Annotated in this window: 14 protein-coding genes; 10 read left to right on the top strand and 4 right to left on the bottom strand. The window is 64.1% G+C overall.

Translation table 11 applies throughout. The features are described 5' to 3' along the window. Nucleotides 1-82: 82 nt before the first annotated feature. Entirely contained in the window at nt 83-1,231 is a 1,149-nt protein-coding gene (locus ACFVTE_RS09455) for an acyltransferase family protein (RefSeq protein WP_387099466.1), read from the bottom strand. Between the two features lie 244 nt (nt 1,232-1,475). After that, the gene (locus ACFVTE_RS09450) at nt 1,476-1,940 is read right to left on the bottom strand and encodes an Lrp/AsnC family transcriptional regulator (protein ID WP_387099464.1); all 465 of its coding nucleotides are present in this window, start codon (nt 1,938-1,940) and stop codon (nt 1,476-1,478) included. 159 nt (nt 1,941-2,099) lie between these two features. Here ACFVTE_RS09450 and ACFVTE_RS09445 point away from each other — a divergent pair, with 159 nt between their 5' ends. Genes ACFVTE_RS09445 through ACFVTE_RS09435 form a run of 3 tightly spaced genes read left to right on the top strand, consistent with a single transcriptional unit; the run spans nt 2,100 to nt 5,969 of the window. Then, complete coding sequence (locus ACFVTE_RS09445; RefSeq protein ID WP_387099462.1) at nt 2,100-3,359, top strand: thiamine pyrophosphate-dependent enzyme; 1,260 nt, start codon at nt 2,100-2,102, stop codon at nt 3,357-3,359. Beyond that, on the top strand, nt 3,356-4,468 hold the full coding sequence (locus ACFVTE_RS09440; RefSeq protein ID WP_387099460.1) for an alpha-ketoacid dehydrogenase subunit beta: 1,113 nt from the start codon (nt 3,356-3,358) through the stop codon (nt 4,466-4,468). Before ACFVTE_RS09445 ends, ACFVTE_RS09440 begins: the two co-directional genes overlap by 4 nt. A 4-nt stretch (nt 4,469-4,472) precedes the next feature. Continuing rightward, nucleotides 4,473-5,969, top strand: a complete 1,497-nt coding sequence (locus ACFVTE_RS09435; protein ID WP_387099458.1) for a dihydrolipoamide acetyltransferase family protein — start codon at nt 4,473-4,475, stop codon at nt 5,967-5,969. A gap of 14 nt (nt 5,970-5,983) precedes the next feature. Here the strand turns inward: ACFVTE_RS09435 and ACFVTE_RS09430 are convergent, their stop codons facing one another. Beyond that, nucleotides 5,984-6,118, bottom strand: coding sequence for a hypothetical protein (locus ACFVTE_RS09430; RefSeq protein WP_387099456.1), 135 nt, complete (start codon nt 6,116-6,118; stop codon nt 5,984-5,986). A 160-nt stretch (nt 6,119-6,278) separates the two neighbouring features. Here ACFVTE_RS09430 and ACFVTE_RS09425 point away from each other — a divergent pair, with 160 nt between their 5' ends. The 3 genes from ACFVTE_RS09425 (at nt 6,279) to ACFVTE_RS09415 (ending at nt 9,523) form a co-directional block, all read left to right on the top strand. After that, a complete protein-coding gene (locus ACFVTE_RS09425; protein ID WP_387099454.1) occupies nt 6,279-7,094 on the top strand; it encodes an MBL fold metallo-hydrolase in 816 nt (271 codons plus the stop codon). A 94-nt stretch (nt 7,095-7,188) separates the two neighbouring features. Then, the gene (locus ACFVTE_RS09420; RefSeq protein ID WP_387099452.1) at nt 7,189-7,440 is read left to right on the top strand and encodes a hypothetical protein; all 252 of its coding nucleotides are present in this window, start codon (nt 7,189-7,191) and stop codon (nt 7,438-7,440) included. An 835-nt stretch (nt 7,441-8,275) separates the two neighbouring features. Next, the gene (locus tag ACFVTE_RS09415; RefSeq protein WP_387099450.1) at nt 8,276-9,523 is read left to right on the top strand and encodes a MinD/ParA family protein; all 1,248 of its coding nucleotides are present in this window, start codon (nt 8,276-8,278) and stop codon (nt 9,521-9,523) included. Nucleotides 9,524-9,632: 109 nt separating this feature from the next. On the opposite strand, the gene ACFVTE_RS09410 is transcribed toward ACFVTE_RS09415, so the two are convergent. Further along, nucleotides 9,633-11,480, bottom strand: coding sequence for a hypothetical protein (locus tag ACFVTE_RS09410; protein WP_387099448.1), 1,848 nt, complete (start codon nt 11,478-11,480; stop codon nt 9,633-9,635). A gap of 1,589 nt (nt 11,481-13,069) precedes the next feature. Between ACFVTE_RS09410 and ACFVTE_RS09405 the strand changes: the two genes are divergently transcribed. The 4 genes from ACFVTE_RS09405 (at nt 13,070) to ACFVTE_RS09390 (ending at nt 19,654) form a co-directional block, all read left to right on the top strand. Beyond that, nucleotides 13,070-14,227 carry an alkaline phosphatase family protein gene (locus ACFVTE_RS09405; RefSeq protein ID WP_387099446.1) on the top strand — a complete coding sequence of 386 codons (1,158 nt, stop codon included), beginning with the start codon at nt 13,070-13,072 and terminating at the stop codon, nt 14,225-14,227. Between the two features lie 56 nt (nt 14,228-14,283). Then, entirely contained in the window at nt 14,284-15,456 is a 1,173-nt protein-coding gene (locus ACFVTE_RS09400) for an acyltransferase family protein (protein ID WP_387099748.1), read from the top strand. Nucleotides 15,457-15,804: 348 nt separating this feature from the next. Next, nucleotides 15,805-17,991, top strand: coding sequence for a S8 family serine peptidase (locus ACFVTE_RS09395; RefSeq protein ID WP_387099444.1), 2,187 nt, complete (start codon nt 15,805-15,807; stop codon nt 17,989-17,991). Nucleotides 17,992-18,172: 181 nt separating this feature from the next. Then, nucleotides 18,173-19,654 (top strand): NCS1 family nucleobase:cation symporter-1, encoded by a 1,482-nt coding sequence (locus ACFVTE_RS09390; protein WP_387099442.1) that lies wholly within the window; start codon nt 18,173-18,175, stop codon nt 19,652-19,654. The last annotated feature ends 9 nt before the right edge of the window (nt 19,655-19,663 follow it).

Raw genomic sequence — 19,663 nt, 5'->3', positions numbered from 1 at the left:
GCAGTGGGTCTCCCTGGCATCGTCGTTAGGTCAAGGTTTCCTTGACCTAACGACGATGCCTGCTTTCGCGCCGCGAAGGGATTCAGTTGACCGTTAGCCGATGAGACGGGCTACGCCGCTTGGCGCCAAGTCTGTTCTCGAGGCGTCGTTTTACTTTGGACGCGGGTAGTTCAATTACATACCAGCTCAGCGTTGCCGCCAGTATGGTTAAAGCTATAGATGCGCTTCCTTGGAAAAGGTTAAGCGGTCTGTCTCCGAGCCAAATGGCAATCGGGTAGTTCCAGAGATATGCGGCATAGGAAATCACTCCTAGCCCTAAGATGGGTCTGAGATATTTGGACGGAAGATTCCTCCACCGTTTGCACTCGAAGATGACCGCGATTGTGCAGAGAGCAATAAATGGGCCGACGAGTAAATACGTGCCAGGCCAATTCTTTGCTTCGGGAGTGAAGCTCAATCCGAGCAGTGCCACGAGTCCGACGCAGGCAATGGTCTTGGATCTCAATCCGACGACGGATCTGTCCAGAGCATTTTCGTGGAGTTTGGCCAAGGCGCCCAGCAACATGGCGGCGACCCATGAGGTGGGAAGGCTATAAATTTTGAATGTCTCTGGAGAGACAACCACCACAGAAGCTGCGCATAGTGCGAGCGCCGCCAAGACTGCTAGGGCTGTTACCGTACCCGCCTTGGCCCTTCTCATACCAAAGGCCAAAACTATTGGCCAGAGCAGGTAGAACTGCTCCTCGGTGGCCAGCGTCCAAAGGTGACTCAAAGCATCGCTTCCATGATCGATGCCGGGGACGTTCATCGTGTAGGTCAGCCCTACAACAACGGATAGGCCGACAAGGTGCCGATCACCCAGGAGATTCCATTGGCCTTCAATTAGGGCAAAGCCCAACAGCATGAAAGTCAGTGCAGGCATAAGCCGGAAGAATCGGTGCAGGTAAAATCGGCTGTATCGAACTCGACCGAATTCACGGATGTCCCGCTCCAAGAGGCCGGTGATAAGGAAGCCGCTAAGAGCGAAGAAAATAACGACACCCACAACACCGGCGCTACCAAATATCTCCGGCCATGCATGCCGCAAGAGCACTAGCAAAATCGCAAATCCGCGTATGAGGTCCAGACCTTGAACCCTCCCGCTACGAACCCGGACAGAACTCGGAGTCGTCATTATGTTTCCCCCACGCTGAAGCTGTAATCTGCCGTCGGGCCAGGCAGCCTCGGTCACTGACGTAAATTCTAACCCGCGCTATAGGTGATGACCCAACCTTGGGGCGGTCTAATCGCACACCATCAAAGACTCGCTTCCAATTGACCTCGTTCGAGCCGCAGTAATTTAGGTAAGGCAGTCTGACAGCCAAGGGGATAGCATCGTAGTCCCGGGCGCAGTCTGGTGGAGCGTCCAAATGAGAGACGATGGAGCCGGCGACCTGGTCCCCGCCCCTTGTCCTCAAGACGACAGATCAACAGGGCTAGCGCGCGTCCACGTCCTCAAACACCAAAAACGTTTGCGTATCGAGCACCCCGGGCACGGACTGCAACTGATCGAAGATAACCCGCCTCAGGTGGACATTGTCCACTGCGCGCACCAGCAGGATGACGTCGAAGTCGCCGCCCACGAGGGCTATGTGGTGCACCTCGGGGATCGCCCGTAGCTGTTCCCGCAGTTCCCGCCACGAGTGCTGCTGCACCTTCAGCGTCACGTAGGCCGAGGACTTCAGTCCCGCCTTGATGGGATCCACCAGTGCGGTGAACTTTGTCAGCACACCCTGGCCCGTCAGTCGCGCAATCCGCGTGTAGGCGTGCGCCCGGGATATGTGGACGTTCTCGGCCACCTGGGTTACGGACATCCGCCCGTCCCGCGTCAGCTCGGCGATGATGTTCCGATCCACATCGTCAAGCGGCACCGCTGCCTGTTCCTCGTCTGCCTCGGCCATTTGTCTACAACTCCCGCCCGTTACACAGCTCACATTTGCAATCTGTCTTTCAGAATAGGGGCCAGAGGCGTACTTCTCCACGATTCCTGGTGGGACTGGATACGAAAGATCGTCGGGGACCATACTGAAAGTGAATAGTGGCTACAGAAGGACGGACCAATGACGATCTCCGCAGACCACACCGCGCGCGGCGCGGCATGGCAGGGCCAGCCTGCTCCGGAGCATGCCGGGGACACCTACCTTGCCGGCGCGGCCGCCGAGGCGGTGCGAAAGTTCGGCATCACCGCCGAGGACTACATGCTGCCGGCCCGCCATCAGATCCAAATGGTGGACCAGGGCGGCAACCTGAAGCACCATTCAGAACAGGGCGCCGAACCCGGCCACGAGTATCCGTTGCCCGGCGATGACGAACTTCTGGCCGCCTACGAACAGCTCGTTATCGGGCGGCGGGTCAATGACCAGAATTCCGCGCTCGTCCGCCAGGGCCGGATGGCCGTTTATCCCTCCAGCCACGGCCAGGAGGCCTGCCAGGTGGCCGCTGCGCTCTGCCTGGCAGAGGGCGACTGGATGTTCCCCACCTACCGCGACGCGGTTGCCGTCATGGCCCGCGGCGTGGACCCGATCGAGGCCATGACCATCTTCCGCGGGGACTGGCACGGCGGCTACGACCCCCTGAAACACAAGGTCGGCATCCAGTGCACCCCGCTCACCACGCAGCTGCTCCACGCCGTCGGCGTCGCACACGCCGCCAAGCTGCGCGGCGAGGACACGGTCGTGCTGGCCATCTGCGGTGACGGCGCCACCAGCGAAGGCGACTTCCACGAAGCACTGAACTTCGCCGCAGTCTTCCACCTGCCTGTCATCTTCTTCGTGCAGAACAACCAGTACGCCATCTCCGTGCCCTTGGCCCACCAGTCCGTCGCCCCGTCGCTCGCCCACAAGGCTGTCGGCTACGGCATGGCCGGGGAACGGGTGGACGGCAACGACGTCGTCGCCCTCCTCGCCGTGCTCGATCGCGCCGTCAAGCTCGCCCGCGAAGGCTCTGGCCCACTTCTCGTCGAAGCCCACACGTACAGGATGCAGGCCCACACCAATGCGGATGACGCCACCCGCTACCGCCAGGACAGCGAGGTGGCCCAATGGGTTGCCCGGGACCCCCTCACCCGGATGAGGAAATACCTCATGGACAGGCGGCTGCTGGACGACGGCGGCGATGCCCGGATTACGGAAAAGGCGGAAGCGGTGGCCACCCAGCTCCGCACCGGCCTCGGTGAAGAGGTGCCGGTCGATCCCCAGAACCTGTTCAAGTACGTCTTCGCAAACCAAACCACGCAGCTCAAAGAACAGTCTGCTCTCCTCGCCGACGAGCTCGCCCGCGACGCCGCCGGCGCTGCATCCGAAACGGAGGCCACCAATTGAGCCCCACCATCACCACTTCCTCCGAGGCCAACGGCAACGTCAGCTCGGCCACCGCACGCGCGGCTGCGTCGGCCGCGGCCAGCGCCGACGCAGCCGGACCGCAGCCGGTCACCATGGCCAAGGCACTGAACACCGCGATGGCGCATGCGATGCGTGCAGACGACTCAGTCTTGGTCTTCGGCGAGGATGTGGGCAAGCTCGGCGGCGTCTTCCGCATCACCGACGGCCTCATGGCCACCTTCGGCGAGCAGCGCTGCTTCGACACCCCGCTGGCCGAGTCCGGCATCGTCGGGATGGCAGTCGGCATGGCCATCAACGGCATGCGTCCCGTCATCGAGATGCAGTTCGACGCCTTCGCCTACCCGGCCTTCGAACAGATCGTCAGCCACGTGGCCAAAATGCACAACCGGACCAAAGGCCGGGTGAAGCTGCCCATGGTCATCAGGGTTCCCTACGCCGGCGGCATCGGGGGAGTGGAGCACCACTGCGACTCCTCCGAGGCCTACTACGCCCACACGGCCGGGCTCAAGGTCTACACCCCGGCCACCGTGGCCGACGCCTACCGCATGCTTCGGGAAGCTATCGACTCGGATGATCCCATCATGTTCATGGAGCCCAAGAAGCTCTACTGGTCCAAGGACCTGGTGGACCTTGAGCTGCTTCGTGAGGAGTACGAAGGGAAGAACGACGGCGGACGGGCCACCGAGGGCCGCGCCGCTGTCGCCCGCTCCGGCACTGACGCAACGCTCATTGCCTATGGGCCGTCCGTCCCGACGGCGCTGGCGGCAGCCGCCGCCGCGGCGGAGGAAGGGCGTTCGCTCGAAGTCATCGACATCCGCACCATCGTGCCCTTCGACGACGAGACCGTCGCGGCCAGCGTCCGGAAGACCGGGCGGGCAGTGGTGATCGCCGAGGCGCACGGGTTCGCCTCGGTGTCCTCAGAAATCGTTGCCCGGGTTCAGGAACGCTGCTTCCACAACCTCGCCGCCCCAATCCGCCGAGTGACCGGCTTCGATGTTCCCTACCCAGCACCGAAACTCGAGCGCTATTATCTGCCGGGCGTGGACCGCATCCTCGACGCCGTAGACGACCTCCAGTGGGAAGACTGATCAGATGACCGAAACGAAAGTGTTCCTCCTGCCCGACCTCGGCGAAGGCCTGACGGAAGCCGAGCTCCTGAACTGGCTCGTAGCCGTCGGTGACGAGATCCACGTTGACCAGCCCATAGCCGAGGTGGAGACTGCCAAGTCCGTTGTAGAGGTCCCGTCCCCGTATGCCGGCACCGTGGCCGAACTGCATGGCGAGCCAGGCCAGACCCTGGACGTCGGAAAACCCCTCATCTCGGTGACCCCGCTGGTTGAGCTCGTCGAATCCATGCCTGCCGAACCTCCAGTGGTCGAATCGGTGGAAACCAAGGAAACCGCGGCAGCCGAAACCTACCGCACAGAAGAACGAGCAGGTTCCGGCAACGTCCTCATCGGTTACGGAACACCAGGCGGCACCGCGACCGTCCGCAGAACGCGCCCGCCGCGCACCACTTCACTGGTCGAGCCTGCCGAGACAAAGCCAGAGGGAGCGGAAGCCAAACTCACGACGCCTGCCGACGATGCGATACTTCTGCGTACCCGCGTCCCCGGAAAACTAGGGGCCGTCATCTCACCGCTGGTCCGCCGCATGGCCAAGGAACATGGCGTAGACCTCGGCCACATGCAGGGCTCCGGGGAGAGCGGCCTGATCATGCGCCGGGATGTTGAAGCAGCAATTTCCAAGCCGCTGGTGGTGGAGCCGGAAAACAAGCAAGCTGAAACCCCGCTGGTTGAGCCCGAAAACAAGGCGCTCGAAACCAGGCCCGTCGGAGCCAGCAGTCACGCTACTGATCCGCGGACCGGTCTCGGAATCGCCAGCCGCACCCCTGTTCGTGGCGTCCGCAAAGCCGTCGCCACAAACATGGCCCGCAGCCGCACCGAGATCCCTGAAGCAACCGTTTGGGTCGATGTTGACGCAACCGCCCTCGTGGAGCTGCGTGCAGGGCTCAAGAAAGGGGACCCGCACAATGCCCCGGGGCTGCTCGCCTTCATCGCCCGCTTCGTTACCGCAGGATTGAAGAAATATCCCGAGCTGAACACCCGTTTCGTGAGCGCAGAGGACACATCCGGCGGGGAGTCCCAGGAGATTCTGTCATTCGACGGCGTCAACCTCGGCTTTGCAGCACAAACCGAGCGCGGGCTAGTGGTCCCGTCGATCCGCAAAGCGGACAAGCTCACCGCCCGGGAACTGGACACAGAGATCAAGCGGCTTACCGCCGTCGCGCGGGATGGCAAGGCGACTCCGGCTGAACTCGGCAGCGGAACCTTCACGCTGAACAACTATGGCGTGTTCGGCGTTGATGGGTCGGCCGCGATCATCAACTACCCCGAAGTGGCCATTCTCGGCGTCGGACGGATCATCGGCAAGCCGTGGGTGGTCGATGGCGAACTTGCCGTTCGCAAGGTCACTGAGCTGACACTTACTTTCGACCACCGCGTGTGTGACGGCGGAACGGCCGCCGGGTTCCTGCGTTACGTCGCGGATGCTATCGAGAACCCCGGGGCCGCGCTCGCCGACCTGTGAGGCGCTGCCGGTATCTACGCGGCAACGTCCGAATGTTCGGAGCAGCTGACGGTGGCCACCAAGCTGCTTCCGTCAGTCCGGTACGACGTGACGTGGTTGGTGATTTCCTTGCACTCCTCGCAGAAGTGCCTGTGTTGTTTAGTCCCCATAGGCAGATCTTACCTAGAGGTTCATTTCGCCTGAGTAAAACATGGTCCCTTGCAGTTGTCTTGGCGGGAGGACGGCCGCTGCTTCCCGGATAATCCCCAGCTTGATGGGTAGAATCGAGGCCAGACCAACGGTAACGCTCCCGGAACGTACGGAGAAGAAATGTCACGATGGCTCGACGTCGGCGCGGACAACTATGTCCTGGTAACAGAAGGCTCCAAGCTCAACACCGGGCTGATTGTTGGAACCGAGCGGGCCATGGTGATCGACACCGGCTGCGGGCCGCGCCAGGGCAAGGAAATCCTGGATGCCGTCCGGGAGAAGACCCCGCTGCCCCTGGTTGTGGTGAACACGCACGCCCACTACGACCACTTCTTCGGTAATGCCGTCTTTGCTGACGCCGGTGTCGAAGAGTTCTGGGCACACGAGAACTGCGCCGAGGAGATCGGCGAAAACGGTGATGCGCAGCGCAGTGAGGTCACGGAGTCCGAGCCGGAGATGGCCGCGGGGGAGGGCCAGGACGTGGAGTTGGTGGTTCCCAACGCCATCGTCCGCGACCAGCCTGTGCTTGTGGACCTTGGCGGGCAAACAGTCACCCTGTTCTATCTGGGCCGCGGGCATACGGACGGTGACCTTCTGGTGGGAACCACCACCACCTTGTTCGCCGGAGACCTTGTGGAGCAGGGCGCGCATCCGTCCTTCGAGGACTCTTACCCGGAAGAGTGGGCAGACGCCTTGCGGCACCTCTCTGCCCTCCGTCACCGCTACGAGTTCCTGGTGCCCGGGCATGGCGAGCCGTGCAGCGACCGGTTCGTCAAAACCATGGCTGACACCATGACCACGGCTGTCCGGCAGGCCCGGCAGTCCATCCGTGATACGCCCGCGGATGCCACCAAGGCAATTCCCGTGCTGCCGTATGGGCCGGAGCAGTCTCGCTGGTTCATCAAGCGGTTGCAGGAAACCCGCTCGCAGCACTGAAGCGCGTACTCTGCTCACTCCGAGTAGCCAGCACCCGGAAAGACAGGTAATGACTACGCTGGGGACCCCCGGCAAACGTCCCTAGGTTTGGGACATGAAGACCGGAATCAGCGTAGCCATCCGCCACTTCATCGAGCAGCACATTGTCGCCGATGACCCGTTGCCTGAGCGTTCTTGGCTTGATCAACGGGACATGCCCCACGCGCAGGAACCCTCGAAGACCGCCGTGGCTGGTCTCCCTGTGGATCCACTGGCTCCGCTTCGCGGCCGCCAGGCCGGGCATGGCCGACACCCGCAGCGCCTCCGCCGGATGGTTCGCGGTCAGAGCCGCGCCGACGGCAGCTAGTTTGCGTGGCGCTAATCGCCCCTTCCTCTTGAGTATTTCTTGAGGAACTTCTGAGCTTTCCTTGAGCTTGCGTGCCTAACATCTTCCGCGTGAGGACTTATGGGGGAGCCCGTTATGACCGCGCAAGTAGGCGGGAGGTGCGCAGTCGACATGTCCGTATCCTGTCCTACGTGGGGCTCGCTGCACTGGCAGTGACGACCGCGGTGGTGGTGTTTCTAGCTCTTCGACGATAGAGCTGAGTGCAGCGCAACAACTGAATTTATTTGACTTGGCTTGTTACGAGGGTGTGTCCAATTGGACAGCGCCCTTAACTGCTAAGTAGGCTGGCGACTGATCCAGATTATGGGGGATCCCACTTCCAGCCACTGAGAGCGCCCGGAGCAATGCTGCTTCGGGGGCGTCGAAGGTGCTGCCGCTTCCGGAGGTCTCAACCGTGGCTTTCACCGATTATGTTTTTGCACTGTCTGGCCTCCTTGGCAGCCTGTTGCTTCCCTTTGGCGGGCTGTACTGGATGCTGCGGCTCAAGCGCCGGACTGTGGCGCCCGTGGCGCCTTCAGGCCGGGTGAAGTAGGCGTGCCGTACGTCGACATTAACCCCCATCGCAACCGGCCCAAATGGTGGGGCTACGTGGCACTTGGCATCCTCCTGGTGGTGACAATCGCTGTCGTAGCCACAGCCCTCCTGCACCACTGAAAGGGCAGACTCCGGGTTCCTCGAGTTGCGATAGCAAGGCTGCTGGCCATTCTGTGATCCGGTAGCACCTAGAATGGCTATTTGAACCAGACCGATTGACAACTGCAGCGGGACGCCGCTGCGAGTCCCGGGGGGACCGAATATGCCCGAGCCAGCGGATAACCGATTAGCCGACGCCGCGACCGATGAGGAGCAGCCCGAGCTGCGCCGCCGCCGCTACCGCCGCCGCAACGACGACGGCTCCGACGCCTGGACAGGAACCTTTCCCGCCGTGACACCTGAACCCACCGCACCGCCCCTGCCCGTCCGCAGTTCCTCCTGGGCGGAGGCGGCCGCCGTCGCCGACGCACTTTCCGATGCTCCGCCGTCGCCGGCAAGTCCTCCAGCCGCGCCGACCCGCAGACCTGCGGCAGCGCCGCCGTCCGGCATTCCCGAGATTCTCCCGGAACCCGAGGCGCGGGAGGCTGACGCCACCGCCCTGCCGACGTCGTTTGTCCGGGAGCAGAAGCCCCGCCCGAAGAAGGGCTTCCGCGGCTTCCTGTACCGGGCCACCGGCGGCGCCTGGAACCTGGGTCCCAGCGCGCAGGAGCGCGAGGAGGACGAGTTAGCCCGCCGTATCTCGCGCCAGCTCCAGGGCAGCTTCAACACCGCCGTCCTCAGCCTCAAAGGCGGCATCGGCAAGACCTCCACGACCGTTGGCGTTGGCCTCACCCTGGCCGAGTTCCGCGGCGACCCGCCGTGCGCCATCGACGCGAACCCGGATTCGGGCGACCTCGTGGAGCGCGCCCTTGGCGAGGGCATCTACCAGAAGGCCACTCCGCGGACCATTACGGACCTGCTCAGGAACATCGACTCGATCGATTCATTGACTGAGCTGTCGCGCTACATGCACCACTCGGGTCGGCTGCATCTCATCGCGGGCGAGCAGGACCCCGAGGTGTCCGACTCGCTCACGGCCGAGGAGTACCTGCGGATCCGTAAGCTCATCTCCAGCTACTACTCTGTTGCGCTGACGGACTGCGGCACCGGCGTGACGCATAACGCGATGAGCGGGATCCTGCAGTCGGCGGACAACTTGATCATTGCCGCCGGCTACGCGGTCAGCGGTGCCAAGCGCGCCCGCAGCACGCTGCAGTGGCTGGCTGGCCACGGCTACGAGGACCTGGCCCGCAACGCGATCGTGGTGATCACGGACAAGGATGAGGTGTCCAACCGAGTGGACAAGGACGCCATCGAAGAGCACCTGGCCGGGATGTGCCGTCAGCTTATCGCGGTGCCGCATGACAGGGGAGTGGCCGACGGCGACCTGGTGACGCTCGACCATCTGAAGCCCGAGACACGGAGGGCCTACAAGGAGATCGCTGCGGCGATCGTGGACGGGTACCGGTGAAGGTCCACTAAGGGTTGTCTTGCTGCACGTTGCACCACGGCGGTAGCACTCTTGGCGGTCCTGCCCACCGAAGAGAGGCGTTTGGAGCCGCACAACCGCTCCCATGTGACTAGTAGTGGGTTGCCTTACCGAGCGTGGCATTGGCGACGGTGAGCCGAACGTACCAGGCATGCGGAACCTCGATATTGACCAATTCCACTTGACCCACTGTTGACTTCGCCGGCTTGGTCCACGTACCGAGGGCGGTGTAGGTGACGTTGTCGGGAGAGAGCTCGACAAGGCAAGTAGCCGCAGCCCCCGCTGTAGCGTTGAACGTCACGGGCACGGTTACGTGCTTGTCACCTGAGCCGATGATCTGTGAGCCGGCGCCGGAGGTAAATATTTTGGCCCCAAGGGTTCCGCCCTGCCGTGTCACAAACGATCCGAGCACGTGCACCTGTGGCCCTGAGGCGGTGTACCGGTAGCGAAGGTAGCCGTAGTGCTTCGCACCGTCGTATGAAGTGACGATGCAATCCTGATCGCTGTAGCTGATGCCGTTGATGGACGGGGGGTGGCTCACCATAGCAAAGAGCGGCGAGGATGCAGACACGCTTGTTCGGTTGAGTATGATTCCGCCTGTGGCTCCTGGTTCGCGGGTTGTCGAAAGCAGGTATCGCTTATCAACGCCGCTAAGGTCATTGCCGAAACCATGACCTGCAATGGTTCCAGAGTGACCGAATACGGCACCCGCCTCGAATACGGGTGTGAACCCGGTCGTGTTGACGAAAGCGATTACGCCAGTATTACCGATGATCTTCCCCCCTGCTCCGAGTGAGATTGACGTCCCCGATGTCCCGGAGGTCATCTCCCCGCGGATGGAAAGAGAAGAATTTATGATGCTGGTCATATTGTCCTGCACACGGATGAATGTCGGCACCACTGTGTTTGCGCCGGACACGCCGGCAACGTTACCTATGAAGTTCACATCGCAGCCGAGAATGGTTGCCCCGTTTCTCAACAGGAAGCCGGTCTGCGCTGGATGACCTGCGGCGACGGCATTGACGTTGACCGTAAAGTTCAGCGCCTCAGCGTACATGAAGCTGTTAGTGCCTCCCTTTACGTCGAAGCAGACGTCGACTGTGCTGTTCTCCCCCACCGCACCCTGAATGTCCAAACGCTCAGTCCAGAAGGGTGTACCGCCAATGGCTATGTTCTGAAACCACCAACCAATACCGCCAGTGCCAGTGAAGTTGGCGGTTCGAACGTCTCTAATCTTGGGCTTGACAAGACTACTGATTCGCACGCCGCAGGCGTTAGCCCCACCCGTTCCTGCGACGACGCTCAGCCCACAGAGCGTGCCTGCCGCCCGGCCGGAGAAAGAAACCTGAGGCTTCCAATCGACGCCAACGCCGTCGAAGTCCACCTTGAAGGTAGTACGTAGCGACCCTTGTCCTTGAAGGCTGTTGTTCACGTCCAGGGCGAGGGGTGACGTCAGCGAGAACGATCCGTCCCCGACAATCACCGTGCCAGAAGACCCTGCCGTGGCGAGGGCGGCTGCAACTGAGGCCTTTGCCTTGCCCCAAGTTGCGCCGCTGTTGGAGTCGTCACCGGCCGCAGCGACGTAGACAATCTTTGAGTTCCTTACCGCGGCTTCGTCCAGCTTCCCGGCAACAACCGGTGATGATGCGATGGCCTGCGCGGTTGTGGCGGAAAGGTCAGGAATCTGCGAAAGTGGGACCTTCGCCTCAAAGTCCAAGGATGCGACGCCCGACGCGGCCCCTTTTTCCGTAAGGGGAACGTATGCCAATGGCGTTAGGTCACTAAGGGCGGCCTGCGAGCTGGGCGCTCCGATAGCTGACATTGCGGAGGCCCCAGTTAGTGCAGTCATGAGGGTTCCTGCCCTGAGGAGCCCGCGACGTTCGACACTGCCGTCGCTCCGGGACGCCGAACGATCCTTCTTTCCAATCTCGCTAGCCATGTGTAGACGGTATTTCCCCGGATTTGGCTAAACCACCGTGGTAGATACGTAATTTATTGGCAGGAAGTACCCGCGGGAAACAAGTAGTTACTCAGTTGGATGATTGTCCTGCGAGGAAATGGCGTCCTGAATCTCTGTCCCGAGCTGCCCGCAACGACATATGACTAAGGATCGAGGCGTGGCAAGAACACGCTGCTATGAATCGGCGCGCTACCGAGATGACTTATGCGGGCCGGGGGAACTAGACCACCGCCGTCTCACCTGTGAAAGGACCGGATATATAACGCCACCGGCAGGATCCACTGATATGACTGCGGTTTATCGCCGCCATGCTCGTGGTCTTGTGTCACGTGGCAGTGACGCTGGATGTCGGAGATGTACCTGCTCGTGTCCATGGGGCAGGCCGGTGTGACGTTCTTCTCCCTGTCGTCGGAGTTCGTGCTTGCCTGGTCCATGAATTCGAGGACGTACAAGCGCCAGTTCTACTTGCGGCCGTTCGCCCGGATCTGGCCGCTGCACGCGCTCACGGCGGTGGCCGCCGCCGTTCTTACGCTCGCTACTCAGAGTGACAAGTCCCTGCCCAAGCTCCTGGCCCGAGTTCACAGTGGGTGCCCCTCCGGCCGTCGCCCAGTGGAAACGCTGGGATCCCTTCGGCGTGGGCGTCGGCGATGTTGCGGCCACCTACTCGTTCTCTGCTCGAGGTGATCGACGTCGTTGCGCCGTGGCATACCGCGGTGCCGCTGGCGGGCGCGCTCTGCATTCCCGGCTTCGCCCTCCTGGTCGTGGCCTGTGCGGAACGGAACGTGACCGCATCGGCAGCCCGCCCACCTTCATCAGTGCCCCGGCCATGTTGAAGCTGGGTGAATGGTCCTTCGCGCTCTATCGGGTCCACGAGCTGATGCTGTGTTCAGCCTTGGAATTCGGCCCGGAGAGCCTTCCCGAGCTGGCCCCGTTTGGCATCCCTCCGGCTGGCGCCCTTACACCTTCGTCGAACGTCTCGTTGAGGCGGCTCAGGAACGGGGCATGAGTGGGCGCCCGTGGCCGACACACACGTCGGCCTGATCAGTGCCTCGTGGCCAAGTAAGTCAGGCTGAGGGCGACTTAGGGGGGACACCGCCGGGCCCGCTCGAAGACTTGGCGCCACGGCCGTTGCAAGCAACCGAATGCAAGGAACTGCTGCGGACGGACCTCGTGTCCAAATCTTGATCCAACACGCTGGATTCCTTCTGGGAGGTGCCCGGTTCGTGCGGGTAGTGTCGCCGCAACACAACTGGAAGGTGTGGCCACGATGACTATCTTTGAATACGCATCAGCACTGGCACTAATGCTCGGATCCCTGGCCGCTGCAAGCGGTCTTTCCGCCGTGATTATCCGGTCCAGATCCAGACACTGACTGCCGCACCCCCGGGCAGACGGCGAACCGTCGCTCCGGGGAATTCTCTCCGCTGCCCGGATATTGAAAACGATGCTGGGAATCACTGTTCATGAAGGCCTATGCTGGTGCCAGCCGTCGGGGCCTCTGAACTCCGAAGATTCCCGATGCGGTGTTTGCCGACGACTGCCGGACGGGTCCGTGAGAGAAGGACACGATGGGCTGGAAGGTCAGGCGGAGGCCGCGCGGAGATGCCCGCCGCGGTGCCCAGTGGCTCGCCCTTGCCGTCGCCGTACTAGTGTCAGGCTCGACCAGCCAGCCGGCACCGCCCCCGCAGAACGCGCCACCTCCCGCCAGCACGTCCGCTCCGGCCGCCGCTGCCGCGGTGCCGGATGCGACTGCGGTGACACGGGCAGCGAGGCCCGGCCACGTCTTTGTGGTCAATCTCGAGAACAAGGGCTATGGCACCATCTGGGGTCCGGCGTCGAAAGCCCCTTATCTGTCCAAGTTTCTGCGCGCCCGGGGTGTCCTGCTGTCCCAGTACTACGCGACCGCCCACCACTCGCTGCCGAACTATCTGGCGCAGATTTCCGGGCAGCCATCGAACGCCAAGACGCGTGCCGACTGCGGGACGTATGCGCGGTTCCGGCCCTCAGGTCCTCCGTACCGCGGCGTCTTCAGGGGTGCCGGCTGCCTCTACCCCCGGTCCGTTCCCACAGTTGCCGGGCAGCTGACTGCGGTCAGGAGGAGCTGGAAGGGGTACATGGAGGACATGCGCATCCCGTGCCGGCATCCGCGGCCCGGCGCCAAAGACGGGAGCCAGGGGGCCAGGCGCGGTGACCAGTACGCGACGCGGCACAACCCCTTCGTGTATTTCGAAGCGATCACTGCCTCGCAGGACTGCCGCAGGCGGGTGGTTGATTTCCGGACGCTCGCCGTCGATTTGCGCTCAGCGGCGACGACGCCGAACCTCTCCTACATCACGCCCAACCTGTGCCACGACGGCCATGACAGCCCCTGCGTCGACGGGCGGCCAGGCGGCCTGGCCACCGCGGACGCCTGGCTCCGGCGGCAGGTGCCGGCCATTCTGCGTTCCCCGGCGTTTCGGCACGACGGGGTCCTGATCATCACCTTCGACGAAGCCGAAGGGCGGTCGGGCGGCCCTCCCGGCAGGGCCGGCGGGACTGCGGGCGGACGGGTGGGTGCACTGGTGCTCTCGCCGTTCGTCAGGGGCGGCACAACCTCCACCCGCTTCTACAACCACTACAGCCTTCTGGCCAGCATCGAGGACATCTTCCGGGTGCCCCGCCTCGGTGTTGCCCGCGGCGTAGGAGTGAACAGCTTCGGACCCGACGTCTTCAACGCCCGGCGCTGACGTGCTTCAGTCCGGAACTGAACCGCATCCATGCAGCCGGGTAGAATGGACCGTTCATTGCCGTCTCGCCTGTAGGAGGACTGAACATTTCACGCACCCGCCTGGATTCACTGACAGGGCTGCGGTTCATCGCCGCCATGCTCGTGGTTCTGTACCACGCGGCAGTGACGCTGGTGCCGGAGATGTACCCGCTCGTGTCCATGGGACAGACCGGCGTGACGTTCTTCTTCATGCTCTCCGGGTTCGTGCTCGCCTGGTCCATGAACCCCAGCACTTCCAAGCGGCAGTTCTACTGGCGCCGGTTCGCCCGGATCTGGCCGCTGCACGCGCTTACGGCGATTGCCGCCGTCGTTCTTGCCCTGGCCACCGAGGGCGACCAGTCCGTTTCCCGGTTCCTTGCCTCCCTTTTCCTCGTGCAGGCCTGGCTCGGGGACCAGCACTGGGTCTACGCCTACAACGGGGTGTCCTGGTCGCTCTCCTGTGAAGCGTTCTTCTATGCCGTGTTCCCGTTCCTGGCGGTACGGCTTTCACGCCTCGAGCCGGGGAAGCTCTTTCGCGTCAGCGCGGCCGTCTTCACCGCCGCCGTCTCCCTCGTGGCCGTCCTGCTCGCGTTGGTCCCAAGCTTCGACTGGGGAGCCCTGTTCTACACGTTCCCCGCGTTCCGGATCGCGGAGTTCATTGTGGGTGTCTGCCTGGCCATCGCCATGACGAAGGGCTGGAAGCCCAGGTTCGGCGTGGGCACCGGCGCAGCCGCGGCCATCGGCTCCTTCCTCATTCTCGAAGTAGTGGACGGCATCGCGCCCTGGCATACCGCCGGGCCGCTCGCCGGCGCGCTCTGCATTCCCGGCTTCGCCCTGCTGATAGCGGCCTATGCGGACCGTGACCGCTGCGGAGGCCGGCCCACCTTCGCCAGTGCGCCTGCCATGGTGAAACTGGGTGAATGGTCCTTCGCGCTCTACCTGGTCCACGAGCTCGTGCTGCGGATCGCATTGGAACTCGGACCGGAGAGCCTTGCCGAGCGGGCCGCGTTCGCCGCCGTCGGCGTCGTCATCGCCATCCCGCTGGCCGGCGCCTTGTACACCTTCTTCGAGCGTCCCGTTGAGGCCAGGCTGCGAAACCGGGGCGCGAAGGGCGGCCCGGTGGCGGACACTCGACCCGCCGAGGAGTCGGCCGCCATGTCCGAACCAGTGCCGGAACCAGCAACTACCGGGGCATCTGCACGAGGGTGACCCTCGGTGCCCTGTAGAGCCAGAGCAACGGGACGTCTTTTTGCCCTTCACAATCCCGACCACCCACCCGGGGGATAGGCAGCCAAGATGTCCCCAAGGTCCCGCGGCTAGCGTGTATTCATGGAAGATCGATATTCGTCCGCGCCGCCGCCCTAACCGGCTGAGGTCCCTGCCCCGGGAGTACCGAGGGGCCGCGTCGCGCCTGCATAACTATTTCTGGATGGCCGGTTCCCTGATACCGTGCCCGAGGTCACTGCCGCTAGACTCGTCCTGAACGCGGCGGGGGGCCGCGCCCCATAACTGCGTCCCGGCACTAGCGGCTGAGCGGCGCCGCACAGGATGGTCTCGATGTCTCTTACGCGCCGAACACGTTTCTCTGCTGCACTCATGTCCGCCGGCCTCGCCGGCCTGGTGGCGTCGGCCCTCGTAGTGCCTTCCGCGTCAGCGGCCGACGGCGACCCCCACCTGCCGTCCGTCCCGCGCCGGCCGTCCGTGGCCACCCCGCCCACGGACCAGTTCATCGTCAAGTTCAAGGACCCGGCCCGCTCCGGTTCGGTGCTCCGCGCCGCCGCCAAGCTCGGCGCCACCGTGAAGGAGCTGCGCCCCACCGCCAGCGGAGCCCGCGTGGTGCGCACCAGCAAGGAACTGGGGGAGGGCGACGCCGAGAAGATGCTTGCCTCGCTGCGCGCCGACCCTGCCGTCGAGTACGCCGAGCCGGACGTGAAGCTGCAGGCCAAGTTCGCGGACCCGAACGACCAGTTCTTCCCGTGGCAGTGGGACCTGTCGGCGGAAACGGGCGGCATCCGTGCGACCCGGGCCTGGGACGTCACGCAGGGCGCCGGCCAGGTGGTGGCCGTCATCGATACCGGCAAGACCACCCACGTCGACCTCAATGCGAACATGCTCCCCGGCTACGACATGATCACCGACGCCGGTGATGCCCGTGACGGCAACGGCCGTGACTCCGACGCCACGGACGAGGGTGACTGGTCCACGGCGGGACAGTGCGCCGAAGGCTCCGCGGAAATGGCGTCCTCCTGGCACGGAACGCACGTGGCCGGCATCATCGCCGCCGTCGCCAACAACAACAGCGAAGGCATCGCCGGCATCGCGCCGAAGGCCAAGATCCTGCCCGTCCGCGTGCTCGGCCCCTGCGGCGGCCAGCTCTCCGACATCGCCGACGCCATCGTCTGGGCCTCCGGAGCCCCCGTGGACGGCGTGCCGGCCAACCCGAACCCCGCCCGCGTGATCAACCTCAGCCTCGGCGGCACGGAAGCCTGCTCGCAGACGTTCCAGAGCGCCATCGACACCGCCGTGGCCCGCGGCTCAGTTGTGGTCGCGGCGGCCGGCAACGAGATGGCGCAGGCCTCCACCTCCAGCCCCGCCAACTGCCGCAACGTCATCGCCGTCGCGGCCAGCGGCCGGACGGGCGCCCTGGCGCCGTACTCCAACTTCGGATCCGCCGTCGACATCACCGCCCCCGGCGGCGACATGACGCCCACCAACGCCTCCGAGCCGGACAGCGGCGTCCCCAACGGCATCCTCTCCACCCTGAACGACGGCCCGCAGACGTTCGGCACGGAGGCCTACTTCTTCGCCGAAGGCACGTCCGCCGCGGCACCCCACGTGTCCGGCGCGGCCGCGCTGCTCATGGCCCAGATGGGCCCGACGGCGACACCCGCCGCCGTCGAAGCCCGCCTCAAGCGCACCGCACGTCCCATGACCGGCGGCTGCCCGCAGGGCTGTGGCGCCGGCCGGCTGGACGCCGCCGGCGCGGTGCTGCACTTCAACACGGTCCTGGCCGCGGGCGACTTCAACGGCGACAGCAAGGCCGACGTCCTGGCGCGGGAGAACTCCGGCTTCCTGTGGCTGTACCCGGGCAACGGCAAGGGCGGCTGGCTCGCCCGCAAGCAGGTGGGCTCCGGCTGGAACGGCTACACCTCGCTGGTGGCCCCCGGCGATTTCAACGGCGACCGGCGCGCGGACGTCCTGGCCCGCGACACCACCGGCGCCCTCTGGCTCTATCCGGGCAACGGCAGCGGCGGCTGGCTGGCGCGCGTCAAGGTGGGCTCCGGCTGGAACGGCTTTAACGCCATCGTCGGTGCGGGCGACATCAGCGGCGACAGCAAAGCGGACGTCCTGGCCCGCGACACCACCGGCGCCCTCTGGCTGTACCCCGGCAACGGCCGCGGCGGCTGGCTGGCCCGGACCAAGGTGGGCTCGGGCTGGAACTCCATGACCGCCGTCGTCGGTCCCGGCGATATCACCGGCGACCGCAAAGCCGACCTCCTGGCCCGTGACGCCGCCGGCGTCCTGTACCGCTACCCCGGCAACGGCCGGGGCGGCTTCGGCGCCAAAGTCCCGGTGGGCTCCGGCTGGAACTCGATGACCACCATCACCGGCCGCGGCGACTACAGCGGCGACGCCAAAACGGACGTGCTGTCGGTGGACGGCAACGGCACGCTGTGGCTGTACCGAGGCAACGGCCTGGGCGGCTTCTCCGGCCGGACCGCCGCCGGCAGCGGCTGGAACTGACCATCCCACCCCGGACGCTCTGTCAGTACCTGCGCGAACGTACAGTTGTGGCCCCTGGCTGCCCGAGCGATTCACTGATCCACGGAGATGAAAACGGAGTAGATTGGCAGTGGCAGTCTGCGCTGCCTGGAAGATCCAGTCTCTAAATTTCACAACGAGGAAGTTGGGAAGTGAGGATTCCGTGTCTCACACAATTCCCCCGGGTGCCAGTGCGCGCCTGTACAACGAAGACCTCGCCCCGGCCGAACACCGCACGTGGGGTTTCTATTCGCTGTTTGCCATGTGGATGTCGGACATCCACTCGCTGGGCGGTTACACCTTCGCCGCCGGCCTCTTCGCCCTGGGCCTCGGGGCCTGGCAGGTTTTCCTTGCACTGGTTGTGGGGATCATCCTTGTTTACTTCCTGATGAATTTCTCCGGCTATGCCGGGCAGAAGACCGGGGTTCCCTACCCGGTGCTCGCGCGGGTCTCCTTTGGAACGTTCGGAGCCAACCTGCCGGCCCTGATCCGTGCGCTCGTGGCCATCGCCTGGTACGGCATCCAGACCTGGCTCGCCTCCCGCGCCGTGATCATCATCGCCCTGAAGATCTGGCCCGACCTGAAGGGGCTGACGGAAAACAACTTCCTGGGTGAATCCACCCTGGGCTGGCTTGCTTTCCTGCTGATGTGGGCGCTGCAGCTTCTGCTGCTGCGAAACGGCATGGAGACCATCAGGCGGTTCCAGGACTGGGCCGGCCCGGCCGTCTGGGCCGTGATGGGCCTGCTGGTCATCTACATCCTGGTCAATGCGGGCTGGAACGTGTCCCTGGACCTGCCGGGAGGAACCGCGCAGTGGGGCGCCGTGCATGCCTTCTTTGCCGCCGTCGCGCTGACTGTCACCTACTTCTCCACGCTGATGCTGAACTTCTGCGACTTCTCCCGCTTCGCGCCCACCCGGAAGGCGGTGCGCACGGCGAATCTGTGGGGGCTGCCGGTGAACTTCATTGCCTTCTCCGTGGTCTCCGTCGTGGTCACGGCCGGAACCTACAAGGTCTACGGCGAGCACATCTACGACCCCGTGGAGATTGTGGGGCGGATCGACAGCATCTGGGCCCTTCTGCTCGGCGCGGTGACCTTCGCCGTGGCGACACTGGGCATCAACGTCGTGGCAAACTTCGTCTCCCCGGCCTACGACCTGGCGAACGTCTGGCCCGCAAAGATCGACTTCCGGCGCGGGGGCCTGATCGCCGCCATGATCGCCCTGGTCATCACACCGTGGAACCTGTTCAACAGTCCGGTGGTGATCAACCTGTTCCTCGGCGGGCTCGGTGCACTGCTCGGTCCGCTGTTCGGAATCATCATGGTGGACTACTACGTGCTCCGCCGGCAGCATGTGCTGGTGCCGGACCTCTTCGTTGAGCAGGGCTACTACACCTACACGGGCGGCTGGAACCGCAAAGCCGCCATTGCCTTCCTCGTCTCGGCCGCCCCTGCCGTGGTGGTGGCGCTCGTCCCGGTTTTTGGCGCGCTCTCCGCCTTTTCCTGGTTCATCGGGGCAATCCTCGCGGCCGCGGTGCACTATGCCATTTCGCGCAACGACACGACTCTTGCCGCGTCTGTCAGGGCCGCCACGCAGGCGGAAATCGAAGCGGATACCTCCCTGCAGGTGCGGTCGAAGCCCTAACCGGCCGGC

Origin of the sequence: Arthrobacter sp. NPDC058097, from assembly GCF_042884885.1 — a bacterium.
GTDB lineage: Bacteria > Actinomycetota > Actinomycetes > Actinomycetales > Micrococcaceae > Arthrobacter.
This window is presented reverse-complemented; position numbering and strand designations above follow the sequence as displayed.